Below are 17,262 nucleotides of genomic sequence, written 5' to 3' on the forward strand. Positions count from 1 at the left end.
AAATCCACCACACTGGCGGACGCCCGGGAATTTGCCTACGATCAAGTAATTATTGTGGCGGGGGCAGAATAAGCATGGAAGACGTTGACGTCGTGATCATCGGCGCCGGTTCAGCCGGGCTTTCGGCTGCCAAGACTCTGCGCGCTGCCGGTTTTTCCTTCAAATTGTTGGAAGCGATGAACCGCATTGGCGGCCGCGCCTGGACCAGCGATCAGCATTTCGGCGTGCCGTTCGACATCGGCTGCGCCTGGTTGCATGCCGCGGACCGCAATCCTTATTTTCCCGAGGCGAAAGCCGCCGCCTGGACGCTTCATCACCACGACATGAATGTCGATCATCTCTACTACCGCGAGCGAAAGGCAAGCGAAGCCGAAGAGGCGGCGATGAAGGTTGCCGACGCAAGGCTGTTCGAACTGGTGGCGGCACATCAGGTGAGGGAAGGCGACGACGACCGTCTTTCGGCATTGCTCGCCAAGGGACACGCGCCGCGCGCCGCCGCAACCTTCGCCGGGCCGATGGATTTCGGCGCCGACGAGGACGAGATATCGATCCGCGACTTTCAGGCGGCCGCCGATCTCGATCCGAACTATTTCACCAGGGAAGGCTTCGGTACGCTGGTTGCGCGCTTCGGCGCCGATGTGCCGGTGGCACTGTCGACGCCGGTGCGCAAGATCGTCTGGGATGGGCCGGGCGTAGCCTGCGTCACCGATCGCGGTACCATCTGCGCCAAGGCGGTTATCGTCACCGCCTCGTCGACCGGCTCTGCGGCATCTTTGGCGGCGACGTGCGAAAACATGTCGGACGCGCGATGATGACCAATTGGGGCGCTGAGCGGTTCGTGCGCGGCGCCTATGCGGCGGCGCGGCCAGGCCGCTCGCAAGCGCGCGCCACGCTGATGCAGCCGGTGGCGGAAAAGATCTTCTTCGCCGGCGAGCATTTGGCCGGTCCGCTGATGCAGACGTGCGGCGGCGCCAGGCTATCGGGCGCGGCAGTGGCCAAGGAGGTCGTCGCCCAGCTTGCGGCAAAATAGCGTCGGCCGGCAGGAACGTGGGCAGCTGACAGGCGTTTGGCGTTCTCCTGCTCGTATCGTCCTTCGCATTTCCAATGATTTGAGACGCCAATGAAGCTTTTCGACTGCCCGCATTGCGGCCATCGTCTCTATTTCGAGAACGCGCAATGCCTGAACTGCGCCAGCCTCGTGCTCTACGATCCCGAGCATGCGTGCTTCGCGCTGTCCGGCGGCGACGTCTTCCATTGCACCAATGCCGACGAATGCGCCTGCAACTGGATGGCGGAGCCCGGCCACGCCTTCTGCCGCGCCTGTGCGCTGAACCAGCTGATTCCGGATCTGTCGGTCGACGGCAACCGCCGCCGCTGGATCCGTGTCGAGGCGGCAAAGAAGCGTGCCGTGTATTCGCTGCTCGCCTTCGGCCTGCCGGTCGCACCCAAGCAGAATCCCGGCGACGAGATCGGCCTCGCTTTCGATTTTCTTGCCGATCCGATCGGCGGCGGTCCCGGTGGCGAGCGTATCTTGACCGGCCACGACAACGGCCGGATCACGCTCAACGTCGCCGAGGCGGATTCGGCAGAGCGCGAGCGACGGCGCGTCGAGATGGGCGAGAACTACCGCACGCTGCTCGGCCATTTCCGCCATGAACTCGGCCATTATTACTGGGACCGCCTGATCCGCGACGATCCGCAAAGGCTTGCCGGTTTTCGCGCTTTGTTCGGCGACGAGCGCGCCGATTACGAACAGGCGCTGAAGACCTATTATGCCGATGGCGCGCCGCCCGACTGGCAGCAGCGCCATATCTCGGCCTATGCGACGTCGCACCCATGGGAGGACTGGGCCGAGACATGGGCGCATCACATGCACATCACCGACACGCTGGAGATGGTGCATGCCCTGAATTTCCCGCTCGGCCGGTTGGAGACCGTTGAAGCCAACGAGCTGCCGCGCGCCGATACCGGCGGCAAGTTGCAGCCGGCACCATCGGAACCCGCCCCCAGGCCAGAGCCCTTCGAAAGGATTCTCGAGCGCTGGCTGGTGCTGTCGGAGGCGTCCAACTCGATCAACCGCTGTATGGGCCTGCCCGATCTCTATCCCTTCGTCATCTCGGACGTGGCGGCGCAAAAACTTGCTTTTGTTCACGAGCTTTTGACCGACCTGCCGAAAACGACTGGAACAAATCGTGAGCCGGCCGAAGCCTTTTAGCCGGAACGCATGCGGCTTTGCTTCGTTTTCGGTCCCGAGGGACTGTGAAACGGAGAGAAAACCATGAAACGCATATTGTTTCCGGCGGTGGCCGGAGCGCTCATAGCGATGTCGGGCTCTGCTTTGGCCGACACCGCCGTCTCGGCCATCACCGATCTCAATGTACGCGCCGGCCCCGGCCCGCAATATCCGGTCATCGGTGTGCTCGCGGCCGGCCAGTCGGCGACGCTCGACGGCTGCATCGCCAACAGCAAATGGTGTACCATCGCCGAGGCCAACGGCCAGGGCTGGGTCTATTCCGACTATGTGACGGCCGATTTCGGCGGCAGCCGTGTGGTCCTGACACAGCGTCCGGCCAGCGCCGACATTGCCGTCGTGACACCGCCTGCCGATAGCGCCGAATATTCCGACACCTATACCGGAGCGATCGTTGCCGGCGAGGCGATCGAGCCCATCCGCAGACCGCCGGCCGAGATCCGCACCTATGTCCGTACGCATCGGCTCGAACCGGTCTATCTCGAGGGCGAGGTGGTGACCGGCGCGACGTTGCCTGACACCGTCGAGCTGCGCGAGATTCCGGACTATGATTACCGCTATGTCTATGTGAACGGCCAGCCGGCACTGGTCGATCCAGGCACCAGGCGCATCATGTACGTCGAGCGCTGACAATACAAACAGGGCGGTCACCGTATAGCGGCGGCCGCTCGCACTGCCGACATTGCCACAAGCCGGTACTGCCGCTGCAATACCGGTTTCCACATTGCGGCCGATGTTCTAGACCTTGCGAGCCGAAGCACCAGCCAGCGAGCCCGCGTGACGATCGACCCAACCGCCTTCCAACAGTACCGGCACACCACCAACAACAAGACCACTTTGCCGCGGCTTCTGCTTGGAGCGGTGGTCGTCATCCTGTTCTGGCTCGGAACCACTGCCGCCGTGCTGTTCGGCGGCACATATGCCTTTGCCGTTTGGCAGGCGTCATCTGGCACCGCCCCGCTAGGTGGAGGAGCGGTGCAGGATTTCATGGCCTCTCCTGCGGGCATCCTCGCGGCGCTGGCTTCATTTGCCGGAATCTGGCTCGGCCTTTGGGCTGCAATGGGCTGGATCCATCGCGAAAAGCTGACCGCCCTGATTGGCGTCAGCCGGCGCATTTCTTGGGCGGGGTTCCTGAAAGGGTTGACCGCGGTGCTGATCACCTCGCTGCTTTCCGAGATCCTGCTTTATGGTTTGCAGCCCGACATCGCGCGCGGCGCGATCGGCCTGTCCTGGTGGCTTTTGTTCCTGATCCCGATCGCCACCCTGACCTTTCTGCAGACCTCGTCGGAGGAGATGCTTTTTCGCGGTTATCTGCTCAGGGGCCTGGCGAGCCGGTTCCAGAACCCTTTCATCTGGGCGCTGCTGCCGGGATTGCTGTTCACCTCCCTGCACTGGAGCCCAGGTTCGAGCGCCGCCATCAATGCCTGCGTGCTGGCCTCGATCGCCGCCTTTGCGCTGTTGCTGACCCTTCTGGTCTATGCCACCGGCAATCTCGGTGCCGGCTTCGGCGCCCATCTCGGCAACAATCTGACCGGTTTCCTGCTGATTTCGCACCAGCAAAGCTATAATTCCTTCGCCCTGTTCAACGCCAAGCCGCTCGAATCCGCCGGCTGGACGACTTTAGACGCCGTCCTCATCGCCGTGATCGGCATCGTCAGCACCCTGTTGACTGTTCTGTTGCTTTTGCATCCGCGCTCACCGCTGAAGGTCGAGCCGGATATGCCGCTCGCCGGCGGCGTGCGCTGATGCGCCTTGCCTGCCGCCCCGAGCATATTTGGCGCAAAGCCTGACGAAAGCTTGACTCTGCAGCCGATTTCCTGTCTACACGCCGCGAAATCCGCGACGAGTATTCCTCCGAGCAAACCGACCGGGACGCCGAAACCTCCTTGAGGTGAAGTGCTGTAAATCGATCCCGGAGGCCAACACCCGGCAGCGCTATGCGCCCCCGGGTGCTTTTTGGCTTTGGGCTTTTGCCCGGACCGGCTTTTGCTTGGACAGTTGGCGCGAACGCATTACCTCTCGGGCATCATCCGGGTGCCAGGGAAAAGGAAAAAGAATGTTTGAATCGCTACAGGAACGCACAAGAGGCGTGGAGGGCCATCGGCCCGACAGGGATCAAAATCAATCCAAGGCGCTGTCGCGCGGTGGGTTGACCAATGTTTGAGTCCCTGCAAGAGCGCCTTGGTTCGATCCTGAACGGCCTCACCGGCCGCGGCGCCTTGTCGGAGGCTGACGTCTCGGCGGCGCTGCGCGAGGTGCGCCGTGCGTTGCTCGAGGCCGACGTGGCCCTGGAAGTGGTGCGTTCCTTCACCGACAAGGTGCGCGAGAAGGCCGTCGGCGCCGCCGTGGTCAAGTCGATCAAGCCCGGCCAGATGGTCGTCAAGATCGTCCATGACGAATTGGTCGAGATGCTCGGCGCCGAGGGCGTCGCCATCGATCTCAATGCACCGGCTCCGGTCGTCGTCATGATGGTCGGCTTGCAGGGTTCCGGCAAGACGACGACCTCGGCCAAGATCGCCAGGCGCCTCACCGACCGTCAAAACAAGAAGGTTTTGATGGCCTCGCTCGACACGCGGCGTCCCGCCGCGCAAGAGCAGCTCCGCCAGCTCGGCGAGCAGGTCAAGGTCGCCACATTGCCGATCGTCGCCGGCCAGACGCCGGTCGATATCGCCCGCCGCGCCGTGCAGGCGGCCAAGCTCGGCGGCCATGACGTCGTCATCCTCGACACTGCCGGCCGCACCCACATCGACGAGCCGCTGATGGTCGAGATGGCCGACATCAAGAAGATGTCGTCGCCGCACGAGATCCTGCTGGTTGCTGATTCGCTGACCGGCCAGGACGCCGTCAATCTGGCAAAAAGCTTCGACGAGCGCGTCGGCATCACCGGCCTCGTGCTGACTCGCATGGACGGCGACGGCCGCGGTGGTGCGGCGCTCTCGATGCGCGCCGTTACCGGCAAGCCGATCAAGCTGATCGGCACCGGCGAAAAAATGGACGCGCTGGAGGAATTCCATCCCAAGCGTATCGCCGACCGCATCCTCGGCATGGGCGACATCGTCAGCCTCGTCGAAAAGGCGGCCGAGAACATCGACGCCGAACAGGCGGCGGCGATGGCCAGGAAGATGCAGTCGGGCAAGTTCGACCTGAACGACCTCGCCGGCCAGCTTCAGCAAATGTCGAAAATGGGCGGCATGGGGGGCATCATGGGGATGATGCCCGGTATGGGCAAGATGAAGGATCAGATGGCCGCCGCCGGTCTCGACGACAAGATGTTCGGCCGCCAGCTCGCCATCATCTCGTCGATGACCAAGGCGGAGCGCGCCAACCCCGATATTCTGAAGCACTCGCGCAAGAAGCGCATCGCCGCCGGCTCGGGCACCGACGCGGCCGAAATCAACAAACTGTTGAAGATGCATCGCGGCATGGCCGACATGATGAAGGCGATGGGCGGCAAGGGCAAAGGCGGCGGCCTGATGCGCGGCATGATGGGCGGCCTCGCTTCCAAGATGGGGCTCGGCGGCATGATGCCTGGCGGCCCAGGCGGTCCCGGAGGCGGCATGATGGGCGGCGGCATGCCGGATCTCTCCAAGATGGACCCCAAGCAGCTCGAAGCCTTGCAGAAGCAGGCGCAGGCGGCCGGGCTCGGCGGCATGAAGGGCCTGCCCGGCGGTCTTCCCGGTGGCGGTGGCCTGCCTGGGCTGCCCGGCGGCATGAAATTTCCCGGCCTGCCGGGCGGTGGCGGGCTGCCAATGCTTGGCAAGAATGGCCTCGGCAAGAAGAAGTGAGGGCGCCATGAACGAAGAGAAGGACATGGCGGACGCACGTGCGGCGCTGGCCAATTATCGCGCCTCGATCGACAACATCGACGCGGCGCTGATCCACATGCTGGCCGAGCGCTTCCGCTGCACCAAGGCAGTCGGTGTGCTGAAGGCGGAACATGGCCTGCCGCCTGCCGACCCGGCGCGTGAGCAGGAGCAGATCGCCCGTCTTCGCCAACTGGCCAAGGACGCCCATCTCGACCCGGATTTCGCGGAGAAATTTCTGAACTTCGTCGTCCGCGAAGTGATCCGCCATCACGAGCAGATCGCCGCATCCAACGGCGTGACGAAAACCGGCTGAGGACCAGCCACCAACCGATCAACCAAATCAGAGCTTTTAGGAGAAGAGAAATGCCACTGAAAATCCGATTGGCCCGTGCGGGCTCGAAGAAGCGTCCCTATTACCATGTCGTCGTCGCCGACGCGCGTTCGCCGCGTGACGGTCGTTTCATCGAGTCGCTAGGCTCGTGGAACCCGCTGCTGCCCAAGGACGGCGAACGCGTCAAGGTCGACGCCGAGCGCGTCAAGCATTGGCTGTCGCATGGCGCCCAGCCGACCGACCGCGTGCTGCGCTTCCTCGATGAAGCCGGCATCGCCAAGCGCGAAGCCCGCTCCAACCCGAAGAAGGCCGAGCCCGGCAAGAAGGCGCAGGAGCGCGCAGCCTTGCTGAAGAAGGCGCAGGAAGATGCCGCCGCGGCCGTTGCCGCCGCTGCAGCCGCGCCGGCCGAGGCGGAAGCCGCCAGCGCCGAATAAATCATCTCCACAACCACGAAACGGCGGGCCTTGCCCGCCGTTTTGCTGTTCGTCCGCATGGTGCGGCCCGATCAATAGCCCTCTGGGCAACTCGCAACGTACACACGACCGTTACGATCGCGATAACGGCACTGGCCGCTTTCGCTGGCACGGCCGATCAGCGCACCGGCCAAAGCGCCGGCCGCACCACCGATCACCGCGCCCTTGGTTGGGTTGCCGGCCACCGCAGCGCCGACCGCCGCACCGCCCAGGCCACCAACTGCCGCGCCTTGCTCAGTGCGGGAGCAGGCACCGAGCGGTACCAGCAAGGCCATCAAGATCATCACCTTTTTCATTGTCGTTCCTCTCCAACAGGGTGCCGTCCTCGCCGCTGAACCTCCTAACTCGCAACCAGGCGATTTGATCCAAAGAAGAAGATCGGCTGCCGCCCGGCGCTCTGGCGGCGTGGCCACCATCGAACGGCTTTCGAAGTCGCCGCTATTGGCTGAATGGGAACAACCCGCGCACCCTTGGATCGCGCAGATACAGGCCACCCCAGAGGATGGCGCCGAGATAGACGCCGAACAGTATGTGCGAGAACAAAGGGCTGCCGATCCGCACATGCGTGGCGACGGCGCCGCCGAGATAAGCGGTGAGCAGGATGGCGCCGAGCACCGAGGTGCGCGGCAGCGCGTAAAGCGCTGTCGAGACCAGTCCAATGATGCCGAGAATGCGCGAGACATTGGCATCGGCCGGCCAGCCGAGCTGCACCATGGTCTGGGTGACGATTTCGAGCGGCGGTAGCTTGATCACGCCGTCGAAGATCATGAACAGCACGACGACGGCGCTGAGCACGCGGCCGGCCCACAAGGCACGCGATGAGACGGGTGCTGCCTGAGACATGGTCATTGATGTTCCCTCCGGTCGTTGTGAGCACTGGCTCCTCCGCCAGCTCGAACCAAGGACGCGGCCCATTACGGCGATCCGACATGCCTCCAGTTCTTTTCACTCCAGCGGCGAACCTTGGGTGTGTACGTTCAGTCAGCAACGAACCTGGCCAAGTCCACCTTGCGGGGTGAGGTGGAGGGCGTTATCGAAAATCCATAGAAGTGTCTTCGAGCGCTCGACGCAGCAGCCGCCTAGTCGCACAACGAAAGCAATCGATGGCCGGAGAGACCGACCTGAAACAGTTGCTGGCGGCAATGACGCCGGAATTGCTTGCCGGGGTTCATGTGTTCACCACGTTGCCACCCGATGCGCCCGTTCCCGACAGGCTCCACCCGGTGATGCTATTTCGCGAGCGCGAGGGCATGACGCTGATCGTGCATGAAGACCATGCCAAGGCCGCTGGACTGAAAACCGTGTTCCGCTGCCGGATGCTGACGCTGAACATCCATTCGTCGCTGGACGCGGTCGGCTTCCTCGCCGCCATCACCGCACGACTGGCCGCGGCCGGCATCGGCGTCAATCCGGTCTCGGCCTTCTACCACGATCACCTGTTCGTGCCCGCCGACCGGGCGGAGGAGGCGCTGGAGTTGCTGTTGGACCTAGCGGAGGAGAACCGGCTGTGACGCCGGCACCTTGCTGGCCATTTGAGACGCCTGCGCTGCCCCTCATCCTCCTGCCGGAACCTTCTCCCGTGAGCGGGGAGAAGGGCGCTAACGGCCGAAGGCCGAGCCCGCGACTGCGGGCCGCCGGCCTTCCGGCGCCCCCGCGGAGGGCCAGCCGCGATAGCGGCGATACGGCCGTGAGCGAAACTACGCCGCCTTCTTCTTTGGCTGTATCAGCCCGCGCTCGACCAGCAGCTCGGCGATCTGAACCGCATTGAGTGCTGCGCCCTTGCGCAGATTGTCGGAGACGATCCACATCGAAAGGCCGTTGTCGATGGTCGAATCCTCGCGGATGCGCGAGATGAAGGTGGCGTCCTCGCCGGCCGATTCCAGTGGCGTGATGTAGCCGCCGTCCTCGCGCTTGTCGATGACCTGGCAGCCCGGCGCCTCGCGCAGGATCTCGCGCGCCTCATCGGCGGTGATCGGCTTTTCGAACTCGATGTTGACCGCTTCCGAATGACCGATGAACACCGGCACCCGCACGCAGGTCGCCGTCAGCTTGATCTTGGGGTCGAGCATCTTCTTGGTCTCGGCCACCATCTTCCACTCTTCCTTGGTGAAGCCGTCGTCGAGGAAGACGTCGATATGCGGGATGACGTTGAAGGCAATACGCTTGGTGAACTTCTTGACGTCGACGGTGTCGGCGACGAACACCGCGCGCGTCTGCGTGAACAATTCGTCCATGCCTTCCTTGCCGGCGCCGGAGACCGACTGGTAGGTGGCGACGACGACGCGCTTGATGGTGGCAGCGTCATGCAGCGGCTTCAGCGCCACGACCAGCTGCGCCGTCGAGCAGTTCGGGTTGGCGATGATGTTCTTGCGCGTGAACAGCGAGATCGCATCCGGGTTCACTTCCGGAACGATCAGCGGCACGTCCTGGTCGTAACGGAAGGCCGACGAATTGTCGATGACGACGCAGCCCTGCTTGCCGATCTTCGGCGACCATTCCTTGGAGACGTTGCCGCCAGCCGACATGATGCAGATGTCGGTGTCTGAAAAATCATATTGGTCGAGCGCCCTGACCTTCAGCGTGCGGTCGCCGAACGACACTTCCGTGCCTTGGCTGCGCCGCGAGGCCAGCGCCACCACCTCGCTTACCGGAAAGCCGCGTTCCTCCAGTATGTTGAGCATTTCCCGGCCCACATTGCCCGTGGCGCCGACGATCGCAACCTTGAAACTCATCGAAATCTCCTGTCCCTCTCCGCTCGGTTTCTGGAGAAAACCCGCCGGCCGATGCGGGTTTCAACCCCCGGGCCGGACCCGGGAGAGGGTGGTTAGGCCAAGGGAATCAGACCGTTTTGGTGGTCGTTTTGCCGGTTTTTTTGAGCAAGAACGTGATTTTGCTGGAACGAGGAGACGCAGCAACGCGCCCGGCCCAATGGTTCGCATTGGGGCCGGGGATGTCGAAGGCAGAAAGCGCCATCAAAAGGCCGCGCATCGAAAACTATCCCGTTCGGTGCCGGCTTTTACGCGGTTTACGTCTAGAGTCAATCGCAAGCAGGCCGACCCGCCCGCCCTGTACAATGACGGCGGCACCAAGTACGAACGAGCATCGTCTGGCTCGTGGCGCCCGTCTGTGGGCGCTTGCCGACATTTGACCCGTCGCCGGGTATTCAGAATCCGAATTTCGAAAGAGCAAGATGTCCAACTTCGAAGCTATTGTTCCCGCGCTGGCAAAGGCGCTGGAAAAACGCGGCTATGTCGAGCTGACGCCGGTGCAGAACGCCGTTCTCGAGCTTGGCCAGGCCGATGCGCTGGTTTCGGCCCAGACCGGCTCCGGCAAGACCGTCGCCTTCGGTCTGGCTTTGGCGCCGACCCTTCTCGATGGCGCGGAGCGCTTTTCCCACGCGGCGGCACCCCTGGCGCTGGCCGTGGCGCCGACGCGGGAGTTGGCCCTGCAGGTAACGCGCGAGCTGGAATGGCTCTACGAACTGACCGGCGCCACGGTGGCGTCCTGCGTCGGCGGCATGGACATGCGCACCGAACGGCGCGCACTGGAGCGCGGCGCCCATATCGTCGTGGGCACGCCCGGCCGCCTGCGCGATCACATCACCCGCAATTCGCTCGACATGTCGGCGCTCAAGGCAGTGGTGCTCGACGAGGCCGACGAGATGCTCGATCTCGGCTTTCGCGAGGATCTGGAATTCATCCTCGATGCCGCGCCCGCCGACCGCCGCACGCTGATGTTTTCCGCGACCGTGCCGCGCTCCATCGCCACGCTGGCCAAGGGCTACCAGCGCGATGCTGTGCGCATCTCGGCCTCCGGCGAGGAAAAGCAGCATCTCGACATCGAATACCGGGCGCTGAGCGTCGCCCAGGCGGACCGCGAAAACGCCATCATCAACGTGCTGCGCTATTACGAGGCCAAGAACGCGCTGGTGTTCTGCAACACGCGCGCCGCCGTCAACCATCTGACGGCACGCTTCAACAACCGCAACTTTTCCGTCGTGGCGCTGTCCGGCGAGCTTAGCCAGAACGAGCGCAGCCACGCGCTGCAGGCGATGCGCGACGGCCGCGCAAAAGTCTGCATCGCCACCGACGTCGCGGCACGCGGCATCGACCTGCCCAACCTCGAACTGGTCATCCACGCCGACTTGCCGACCAACCCGGAGACGCTCCTGCACCGAAGCGGGCGGACGGGACGGGCAGGACGCAAGGGCGTCAGCGCGCTGATCGTGCCCAACAATGCCCGCAGGCGCACCGAACGCCTGCTGCAAAGCGCCGGCCTTGCGGCGACGTGGGCGAGCCCGCCTTCGGCCGACGACGTCTTGCGCCGCGACGACGAACGCATCCTCGCCGACCCGGTCTTCAGCGAGCCGGTGACGGACGATGAGCGCGGCTTCGTCAACGCGCTTCTCGACCAACGTGGCGCCGAACTGGTGGCGGCAGCCTTCGTGCGTCTCTGCCGCTCCAGCCGCTCGGCGCCCGAGGATCTCTTGGACGTCGCTCCGTTCATGCCGTCGGGCGACAGACCCGCTGGCGACAGAGCCGCCCGCCGCGACGAGGCACCGAGCCGCCGCGACGATTTCGGCGACAGCGTCTGGTTCTCGCTGTCGGTCGGACGCCGGCAGAACGCCGAGCCGCGCTGGCTGATCCCGATGCTGTGCCGGGCAGGCGGCATTTCCAAGCGCGAGATAGGCGCGATCAAGATGCAGCCGGAGGAAACCTTCGTGCAGATCGCGGCGGACTGGGCCGAGCGCTTCCTCGCTGCGATCGGTCCCGACCGCAAGCTGCAGGGCAACATTGCGGTCAAGCGGCTGGACGCTACGCCGGATTTGTCGCGAGCCGGCTATCAGGAACCGCGGCCCGACAAGAAGCCGCATCGCGGCAAGCGCACCTTCGATCAGCACGCGCCCAAATTCGAGAAGCGCGCACCGGCCGACCAGCGCCCGGCATTCGAGGCGAAGCCCTGGGCCGGGAAACCGGCCAAGGCGAAGTTCGAAGGCGGACCTGCGAAACACAAGAAATCGAAGAAACGGCCGGGGTAAATAGCCAGCACTCTCCATTTCCGCACGCCCCTTGCGGTCTGCCGGAACTTTGCACAGTCTGGGGCGGGGAAATGGGGGTGGGCAGGACATGCGCGGCGAAGTTCTTCATTACGACGAAGACCAGGGTTTTGGTTTCATCACCGGAGCCGACGGCAACCGCTACACTTTGGCGCGCGAAGATTTGCGCCGCGAAGCATCGGTTGCCGGAGGTACGACCGTCGAATTCCAGCCGGCTGGCGGACGGGCACGCGATGTTTTTTCGATCCGCGTCCAACCTCGCAGTGCGCCTGCCGACGCCTCCACTGCAACCGCCGTGCCATCTCAGGCCGGCAATGCGCCAGCGGCACGTCAGCCGCAACATTTCGGCCGTTCCGCTGAACAAAGTCCGGCCGAATCCGCCGGCCTGTGGAACTATTTCTGGCTGGGTCTGACCGAGAATTACTTCAACTTCGCCGGCCGTGCCCGCCGCAAGGAATATTGGGGGTATTGCCTGTTCTGGACGATCGCGCTGATTGTGGTCATAGGCATCGGCGTCTTCATCGACGACGCCATGGGCAATCTCGACAACAGTGAATTGCCGGCAGTGACGGTCGGCCTTTTCGGCCTCTTTCTGCTGGCGACAGCCCTGCCGTGGTTCGGGCTGAACGTGCGTCGCCTGCACGACATCGGCCTGACCGGCTGGCTCTTCCTGCTTTTCCTGATCCCGACCTTCGGCACCGTGATCATCCTGATCTTCGCGCTGATCCCGACCCAGCCGCGTGAAAACCAGTGGGGTCCGGTGCCGGCAGGCGTCAGGGTTTAGCTGGCGCCGTGCCTAGCAGCCGCTCCATTCGCACATGTGATGCGTGCATATTGCAATTGAAAACAACCTTGGATAGTATCCGTACGGCACAGTATTTGGGGGCAAGCAGTGCGCGGCGCGATTTATCATTATGACCAGGATCAGGGTTTCGGATACATCAATGGAGCCGACGGCAAGCGTTACATCGTCGGGCATGAGGATCTGAGTCCCGGCGTGGCGTTGGTCAGAGGCGCACCCGTCGAGTTCCAGCCGGACCATGGGACTGCGCGCGCCGTCATTGCAGGAAGGCCAAGGGCTGCCGAATCCCGCAGCCTCATTCCCAACGGCGTTGAACCTGCCCAATCCACCGGATTATGGGCTTATTTCTGGCGCGCATTCAAAGTGAGACCTGTCAGCTTCACCGGCCGCGCCCGCCGCAAGGAATTTTGGGGCTTTTTTCTGCTCACGCTGATCGTGTTCTTCGCGCTTCTTGCGTTCGGCGTCCTCATCAATGCAGCGATCACAGCTGTCAGAGGCGACCTGGAATTTGGAGCTTTGGGTTATGCGCCAGCCTTCGTGTTCCTGCTACTGACTGTCCTGCCGTGGTTTGCCCTTATGGTACGACGCCTGCACGACATCGGCCTGAGCGGCTGGTTCGTTTTGCTGTACTTCGTTCCCGGCTTCAACACGCTGGGTCTGTTGGCGCTTGGGCTTATCCCATCCAAGGTCGGTGAAAACCTTTGGGGTCCGGTGCCGGCGGGCGTCAGGGTTTGGCGATCGCCTTCAGCGCCTCGCTCGAAAGCCTGAGGAAGACCTTCCGGCCCTGGCGCTCCGCGCCGAGCCCGACGTAGAAGCGCAGCGCACGCTCGTTCCAGTCCTCGGTGGTCAGGTCGATGCGGCCGATGCCTTCGCGCAGGCAATGGCCGGCAAGGAATGCCATCAGCGCTCGACCGACACCGCCATTGCGGGCATCATCGCGTACGAATAGGTCCTTGAGGAACAGCAGCCGCTCGAGATCGATGCCGGGATGCGCGATCGCAACCGAGGCCAGCCCGCAAACTTCACCATCGACGAAGGCGAGCGCAAAATGCGGATAGGCCGGACTTTCGTCGCCAAGCCATTTCTGCGCCGCCGACAAAGCTTGGCTGGCGTCGAGTGGCGGCTGCCGGTAATGCACCGCCATTTCGCAAAGCATGGCGGCGAGTGCGGCGGCATCCCCGGTCGTCGCCCAGCGGACGTCGACCGACACGGGATCAGCCCAGGAACTTGGCGATGATCGCGTCGCCCATCTCAGCGGTGCCGACCTCGGTCATCCCCGGCGAATGAATATCCCTGGTGCGCAAGCCCTGGTCGAGAACGGCGGCGATCGCGCCTTCCAGCCGGTCGGCCTCTTCAACCATGCCGAAGGAATAGCGCATGCACATGGCGAAGGAGGCGATCATGGCGATCGGATTGGCGATGCCCTTGCCGGCGATGTCGGGTGCCGAGCCGTGCACCGGCTCGTAGAGCGCCTTGCGCTTTTTTGTCTTCGCATCCGGCGCGCCGAGCGAGGCGGACGGCAGCATGCCGATCGAGCCGGTCAGCATGGCGGCGATGTCGGACAGCATGTCGCCGAACAGATTGTCGGTGACGATGACGTCGAACTGCTTCGGCCAGCGCACCAACTGCATGCCGCCGGCATCGGCCAACATGTGATCGAGCTTGACGTCGGCATAGCGCGCCTTGTGCGTCTGGGTGACGACCTCGTTCCACAGCACGCCAGATTTCATCACATTGCGCTTTTCCATCGAGGTGACGTGGTTCTTGCGCGTGCGTGCCAACTCGAAGGCAACGCCCGAAATGCGCTCGATCTCGAACGTATCGTAGACTTGGGTGTCGATGCCGCGCTTCTGGCCGTTGCCGAGATCGATGATCTGCTTCGGCTCGCCGAAATAGACGCCGCCGGTGAGCTCGCGCACGATGAGGATATCGAGCCCTTCGACCACCTCCTGCTTGAGCGAGGAGGACGCCGCCAGCGCCGGATAGCAGATTGCCGGCCTGAGATTGGCAAACAGCTCCATGTCCTTGCGCAGCCGCAGCAGACCCGCCTCCGGGCGGACCTCGTAAGGCACCGCATCCCATTTCGGTCCGCCGACGGCGCCGAACAGCACCGCGTCCGCGGCCATCGCCTTGGCCATGTCGGCGTCGGAGATCGCCGCGCCATGCGCGTCATAGGCGCAGCCGCCGACAAGGCCCTCATCGGTGACGAAATCGCTGCCGAGCCTGTCGTCCATGGCGGCGATCAGCTTCTTCACCTCGGCCATCGCCTCGGGGCCGATGCCGTCGCCGGCAAGCAGGAGAAGATTTTTCGAAGCCATGAGAACCGTCCCGATTGTTTAGCGCATGAACGCGGCCTTGCTAAACGCCAAGCAGCCGGCGCGCAAGCCTGCGGTTCATAGCATCGGACCCAAAAGTGGAAACCGGTTTGGCAGAATCCGATGCTCAAGCCAAAACGCCTACAGATGCGAAAGGATATTGACCAGCCTGCCGAACGGGTCGCGTACGAAGAAGCGCCGCACGCCCCAGGGTTCGTCCGCCGGACCGTATTCGATGGCAAAGCCGGCCGTCCTCATGCTTTCAAGCGCGGCATCGACGTCGTCGACTTCGATAGAGATGTCCGGCACCGGCGTTCCTGATCCCCCTTCGGCCATGAAACTGACCTGCATCGTCTCTTGCGAGCCGTAGGTAGCGATCCAGCCCATATCCATCTTGAGATCGAGGCCGAGCACATCCTGATAGAAGGGTTTTGCCGCCGCGATATCCTGCGTGTCTATGTTTGCAACGATGCGCCTGACCTTCACCATGGGCCGATCCTCGTGCTAACCGTGTCGTTGTCGCAACCGTGACAGGCATCAGGCTGTGCGCCGCAGCGCCGTCACCTCGATCTCGATCTTCATCTCCGGCTTGTTGAGCTGGCACACGATCATCGTTGCCGCCGGCCTGATCTCGCCAAAGGCCTCGCCGAGGATCGGGAACACCACATCCACGAAAGCCGCATCGGTGATATAGTAATGTGCCCGCACCACATCGGCCATCTCGAAGCCGCCGTCTTGCAGTGCCTTGGCGATGGTAGAAAGGCAATTACGCGTCTGTGCCTCGACCGTCTCCGGCATCGTCATAGTGGCATAATCGTAGCCGGTCGTTCCGGACACGAAACACCAGTCGCCCTGCACCACGGCACGCGAATAGCCGGCGGTCTTCTCGAAGGGCGAACCGGTGGAGATCAGTTTTCGCATGGGCGGCCTCGTTGGGTTGCTGAGCGTCGTCTAGCAGAGGGGGCCGGGCGGGCCATGAGCCAAGCTAGGCAAATTGTTGTCACGAGGCGGCAAGACGCTAACCTTGGAGATTGGCCGGAGCATCTATCCGTCGTCATCCTATGGCGGAGCAAGGAGCGTAGCGACGCAGCGTAGACCATAGGATCCATGCCGAGACATCATGGCTTTGCCACGGTGCAGAATTTCTGCTCAGCCGCGCCTTCCGACAACGGTCGCGGCATGGATCCTCGGGTCAAGCCCGAGGATGACGAATGCGCAGTGCGACCCCTTGTCGAAACCTTAATTCGCCGACCCCAGCGCCTTGTCCAGCGCTTCCTTGACGTCGGCCGGCCATGTACTCACCGCCGGCCACGCGTCCGGCTCGGGCTTGTCGCCGCGGCGGGCGAAATAGAGCTTATGGTTGACCGGGTCGACGGCCATGAAACCGTCATTGCCGCCGCAATCATGCGGCACGCAGCCGCTGGCAAAAAAGGCGCCCGAAGCGGTCGCCTCAGTACCGCCGCCGACCAGCAGGCTGGTCGCCATGTCGGGCATGTCCTTGCCGAGCAGCGTCTCGGCTAGCCTGTAGACGGCCTCGTTGTGAAAGGCATCAATGATGTTGTCGTATTTCGACGGATCGACGTCTTTCCAGTCGGTGCCCGGCTCCGGCATGTAGGTCAGAATACCGGACGTCGTCAGCCCGTCCGTCGGCGACCATTGCAGCGCCGGCTTGGAATCGCCCGGCAAAAGATAGGGTACGAAATAGATGGCGCTGTCGGAGATCGCGGCCGGCGGTGCGCCGCATTCATCCTGCTCGACCGTGGTCGTCTGGATCGTGCCGCCTTCCGGCTTCCACACGATCACCTTGGCCGGGCCGCATTGATTGCCGCCGTCGCCGACATCGACCAGCGCCACCTTGACACCGCCGACCTCGACGACCTTGTCGAAGAAGACGTCGTAATTGCGCGCCAGTTCCTTGCCGTCGAAGGCGAGCATCCGTTCCCCGTACTCTTCCTCCTGGGTGATGGTCAGCTGGCCGCCCTCGAACGGGATCGGCGCCTGTTTGTCATTGTCGGCTAGGGCCGCATTGCTCAACGCGCCCTGGTCGGCGGCCCCGCCGGACGCATCGTCAGCCGGCACGAGCACTATGTCGGTCTGTGCATGCGCGCCTGCCACCGGCATCAGAATCCACGCCAGCGCGCAGGCCCCGGCCAGAAGCGAACGTATCATGACTGTCCCCTCCGTTCAGCCGCCACGAACCCGGTCTGTCGCGACCAGGTCATCGTACC

The 17,262-nt window shown here is 63.5% G+C and carries 21 protein-coding genes; 12 read left to right on the forward strand and 9 right to left on the reverse strand.

The genetic code is table 11. The features are described 5' to 3' along the window. Window positions 1–74 precede the first annotated feature (74 nt). The 8 genes from NKH78_RS04620 to rpsP all read left to right on the forward strand — a co-directional run bounded on the left by NKH78_RS04620 (window position 75) and on the right by rpsP (window position 6,822). Window positions 75–812, forward strand: a complete 738-nt coding sequence (locus NKH78_RS04620) for a flavin monoamine oxidase family protein (RefSeq protein WP_352738371.1) — start codon at window positions 75–77, stop codon at window positions 810–812. Further along, window positions 785–1,030 (forward strand): FAD-dependent oxidoreductase, encoded by a 246-nt coding sequence (locus NKH78_RS04625; RefSeq protein ID WP_352738373.1) that lies wholly within the window; start codon window positions 785–787, stop codon window positions 1,028–1,030. The genes NKH78_RS04620 and NKH78_RS04625 overlap by 28 nt, the downstream gene beginning before the upstream one ends. Before the next feature lie 90 nt (window positions 1,031–1,120). Next, entirely contained in the window at window positions 1,121–2,215 is a 1,095-nt protein-coding gene (locus tag NKH78_RS04630; RefSeq protein WP_352701222.1) for a zinc-binding metallopeptidase family protein, read from the forward strand. 63 nt (window positions 2,216–2,278) lie between these two features. Beyond that, window positions 2,279–2,881, forward strand: coding sequence for a DUF1236 domain-containing protein (locus NKH78_RS04635; protein WP_352479695.1), 603 nt, complete (start codon window positions 2,279–2,281; stop codon window positions 2,879–2,881). 147 nt (window positions 2,882–3,028) lie between these two features. Beyond that, the gene (locus tag NKH78_RS04640) at window positions 3,029–3,997 is read left to right on the forward strand and encodes a CPBP family intramembrane glutamic endopeptidase (RefSeq protein WP_352738375.1); all 969 of its coding nucleotides are present in this window, start codon (window positions 3,029–3,031) and stop codon (window positions 3,995–3,997) included. A 410-nt stretch (window positions 3,998–4,407) separates the two neighbouring features. After that, window positions 4,408–6,036, forward strand: a complete 1,629-nt coding sequence (ffh, locus tag NKH78_RS04645; protein WP_352738377.1) for a signal recognition particle protein — start codon at window positions 4,408–4,410, stop codon at window positions 6,034–6,036. 7 nt (window positions 6,037–6,043) lie between these two features. After that, window positions 6,044–6,370 (forward strand): chorismate mutase, encoded by a 327-nt coding sequence (locus NKH78_RS04650; RefSeq protein WP_254817890.1) that lies wholly within the window; start codon window positions 6,044–6,046, stop codon window positions 6,368–6,370. 50 nt (window positions 6,371–6,420) lie between these two features. Further along, the gene (gene rpsP / locus NKH78_RS04655; RefSeq protein ID WP_254817891.1) at window positions 6,421–6,822 is read left to right on the forward strand and encodes a 30S ribosomal protein S16; all 402 of its coding nucleotides are present in this window, start codon (window positions 6,421–6,423) and stop codon (window positions 6,820–6,822) included. Window positions 6,823–6,893: 71 nt separating this feature from the next. Here the strand turns inward: rpsP and NKH78_RS04660 are convergent, their stop codons facing one another. Next, window positions 6,894–7,157, reverse strand: a complete 264-nt coding sequence (locus NKH78_RS04660; RefSeq protein WP_023680734.1) for a YMGG-like glycine zipper-containing protein — start codon at window positions 7,155–7,157, stop codon at window positions 6,894–6,896. Between the two features lie 142 nt (window positions 7,158–7,299). Continuing rightward, the gene (locus tag NKH78_RS04665) at window positions 7,300–7,710 is read right to left on the reverse strand and encodes a DoxX family protein (RefSeq protein ID WP_352690925.1); all 411 of its coding nucleotides are present in this window, start codon (window positions 7,708–7,710) and stop codon (window positions 7,300–7,302) included. Between the two features lie 254 nt (window positions 7,711–7,964). On the opposite strand from NKH78_RS04665, the gene NKH78_RS04670 reads away from it, so the two are divergent. Then, complete coding sequence (locus NKH78_RS04670; RefSeq protein WP_352479699.1) at window positions 7,965–8,372, forward strand: ACT domain-containing protein; 408 nt, start codon at window positions 7,965–7,967, stop codon at window positions 8,370–8,372. Between the two features lie 186 nt (window positions 8,373–8,558). Here NKH78_RS04670 and NKH78_RS04675 read toward each other — a convergent pair whose 3' ends face one another. Further along, a complete protein-coding gene (locus NKH78_RS04675; protein WP_352479700.1) occupies window positions 8,559–9,593 on the reverse strand; it encodes an aspartate-semialdehyde dehydrogenase in 1,035 nt (344 codons plus the stop codon). Between the two features lie 106 nt (window positions 9,594–9,699). Next, window positions 9,700–9,849 carry a hypothetical protein gene (locus NKH78_RS04680; protein WP_352450216.1) on the reverse strand — a complete coding sequence of 50 codons (150 nt, stop codon included), beginning with the start codon at window positions 9,847–9,849 and terminating at the stop codon, window positions 9,700–9,702. A 202-nt stretch (window positions 9,850–10,051) separates the two neighbouring features. On the opposite strand from NKH78_RS04680, the gene NKH78_RS04685 reads away from it, so the two are divergent. From NKH78_RS04685 to NKH78_RS04695, 3 genes are all read left to right on the forward strand, one after another. Continuing rightward, a complete protein-coding gene (locus NKH78_RS04685) occupies window positions 10,052–11,899 on the forward strand; it encodes a DEAD/DEAH box helicase (protein WP_352778356.1) in 1,848 nt (615 codons plus the stop codon). A gap of 88 nt (window positions 11,900–11,987) precedes the next feature. Continuing rightward, a complete protein-coding gene (locus NKH78_RS04690; protein ID WP_352507361.1) occupies window positions 11,988–12,701 on the forward strand; it encodes a DUF805 domain-containing protein in 714 nt (237 codons plus the stop codon). A 108-nt stretch (window positions 12,702–12,809) separates the two neighbouring features. Then, window positions 12,810–13,487, forward strand: coding sequence for a DUF805 domain-containing protein (locus NKH78_RS04695; protein ID WP_352738381.1), 678 nt, complete (start codon window positions 12,810–12,812; stop codon window positions 13,485–13,487). Here NKH78_RS04695 and NKH78_RS04700 read toward each other — a convergent pair. The 5 genes from NKH78_RS04700 to NKH78_RS04720 form a co-directional block, all read right to left on the reverse strand. Next, window positions 13,444–13,929, reverse strand: coding sequence for a GNAT family N-acetyltransferase (locus NKH78_RS04700; RefSeq protein WP_352738383.1), 486 nt, complete (start codon window positions 13,927–13,929; stop codon window positions 13,444–13,446). The genes NKH78_RS04695 and NKH78_RS04700 overlap by 44 nt on opposite strands. Window positions 13,930–13,933: 4 nt before the next feature. Continuing rightward, window positions 13,934–15,037 (reverse strand): 3-isopropylmalate dehydrogenase, encoded by a 1,104-nt coding sequence (leuB, locus tag NKH78_RS04705; protein WP_352738385.1) that lies wholly within the window; start codon window positions 15,035–15,037, stop codon window positions 13,934–13,936. 138 nt (window positions 15,038–15,175) lie between these two features. Continuing rightward, entirely contained in the window at window positions 15,176–15,520 is a 345-nt protein-coding gene (locus tag NKH78_RS04710) for a VOC family protein (protein ID WP_352738405.1), read from the reverse strand. A 51-nt stretch (window positions 15,521–15,571) separates the two neighbouring features. Next, on the reverse strand, window positions 15,572–15,955 hold the full coding sequence (locus NKH78_RS04715; protein WP_352738387.1) for a RidA family protein: 384 nt from the start codon (window positions 15,953–15,955) through the stop codon (window positions 15,572–15,574). Window positions 15,956–16,273: 318 nt separating this feature from the next. Beyond that, window positions 16,274–17,203, reverse strand: coding sequence for an Ivy family c-type lysozyme inhibitor (locus NKH78_RS04720; RefSeq protein ID WP_352738388.1), 930 nt, complete (start codon window positions 17,201–17,203; stop codon window positions 16,274–16,276). Between the last annotated feature and the right edge of the window lie 59 nt (window positions 17,204–17,262).

This window comes from Mesorhizobium sp. M0910, assembly GCF_040319465.1.
Taxonomy (GTDB): Bacteria; Pseudomonadota; Alphaproteobacteria; order Rhizobiales; family Rhizobiaceae; genus Mesorhizobium.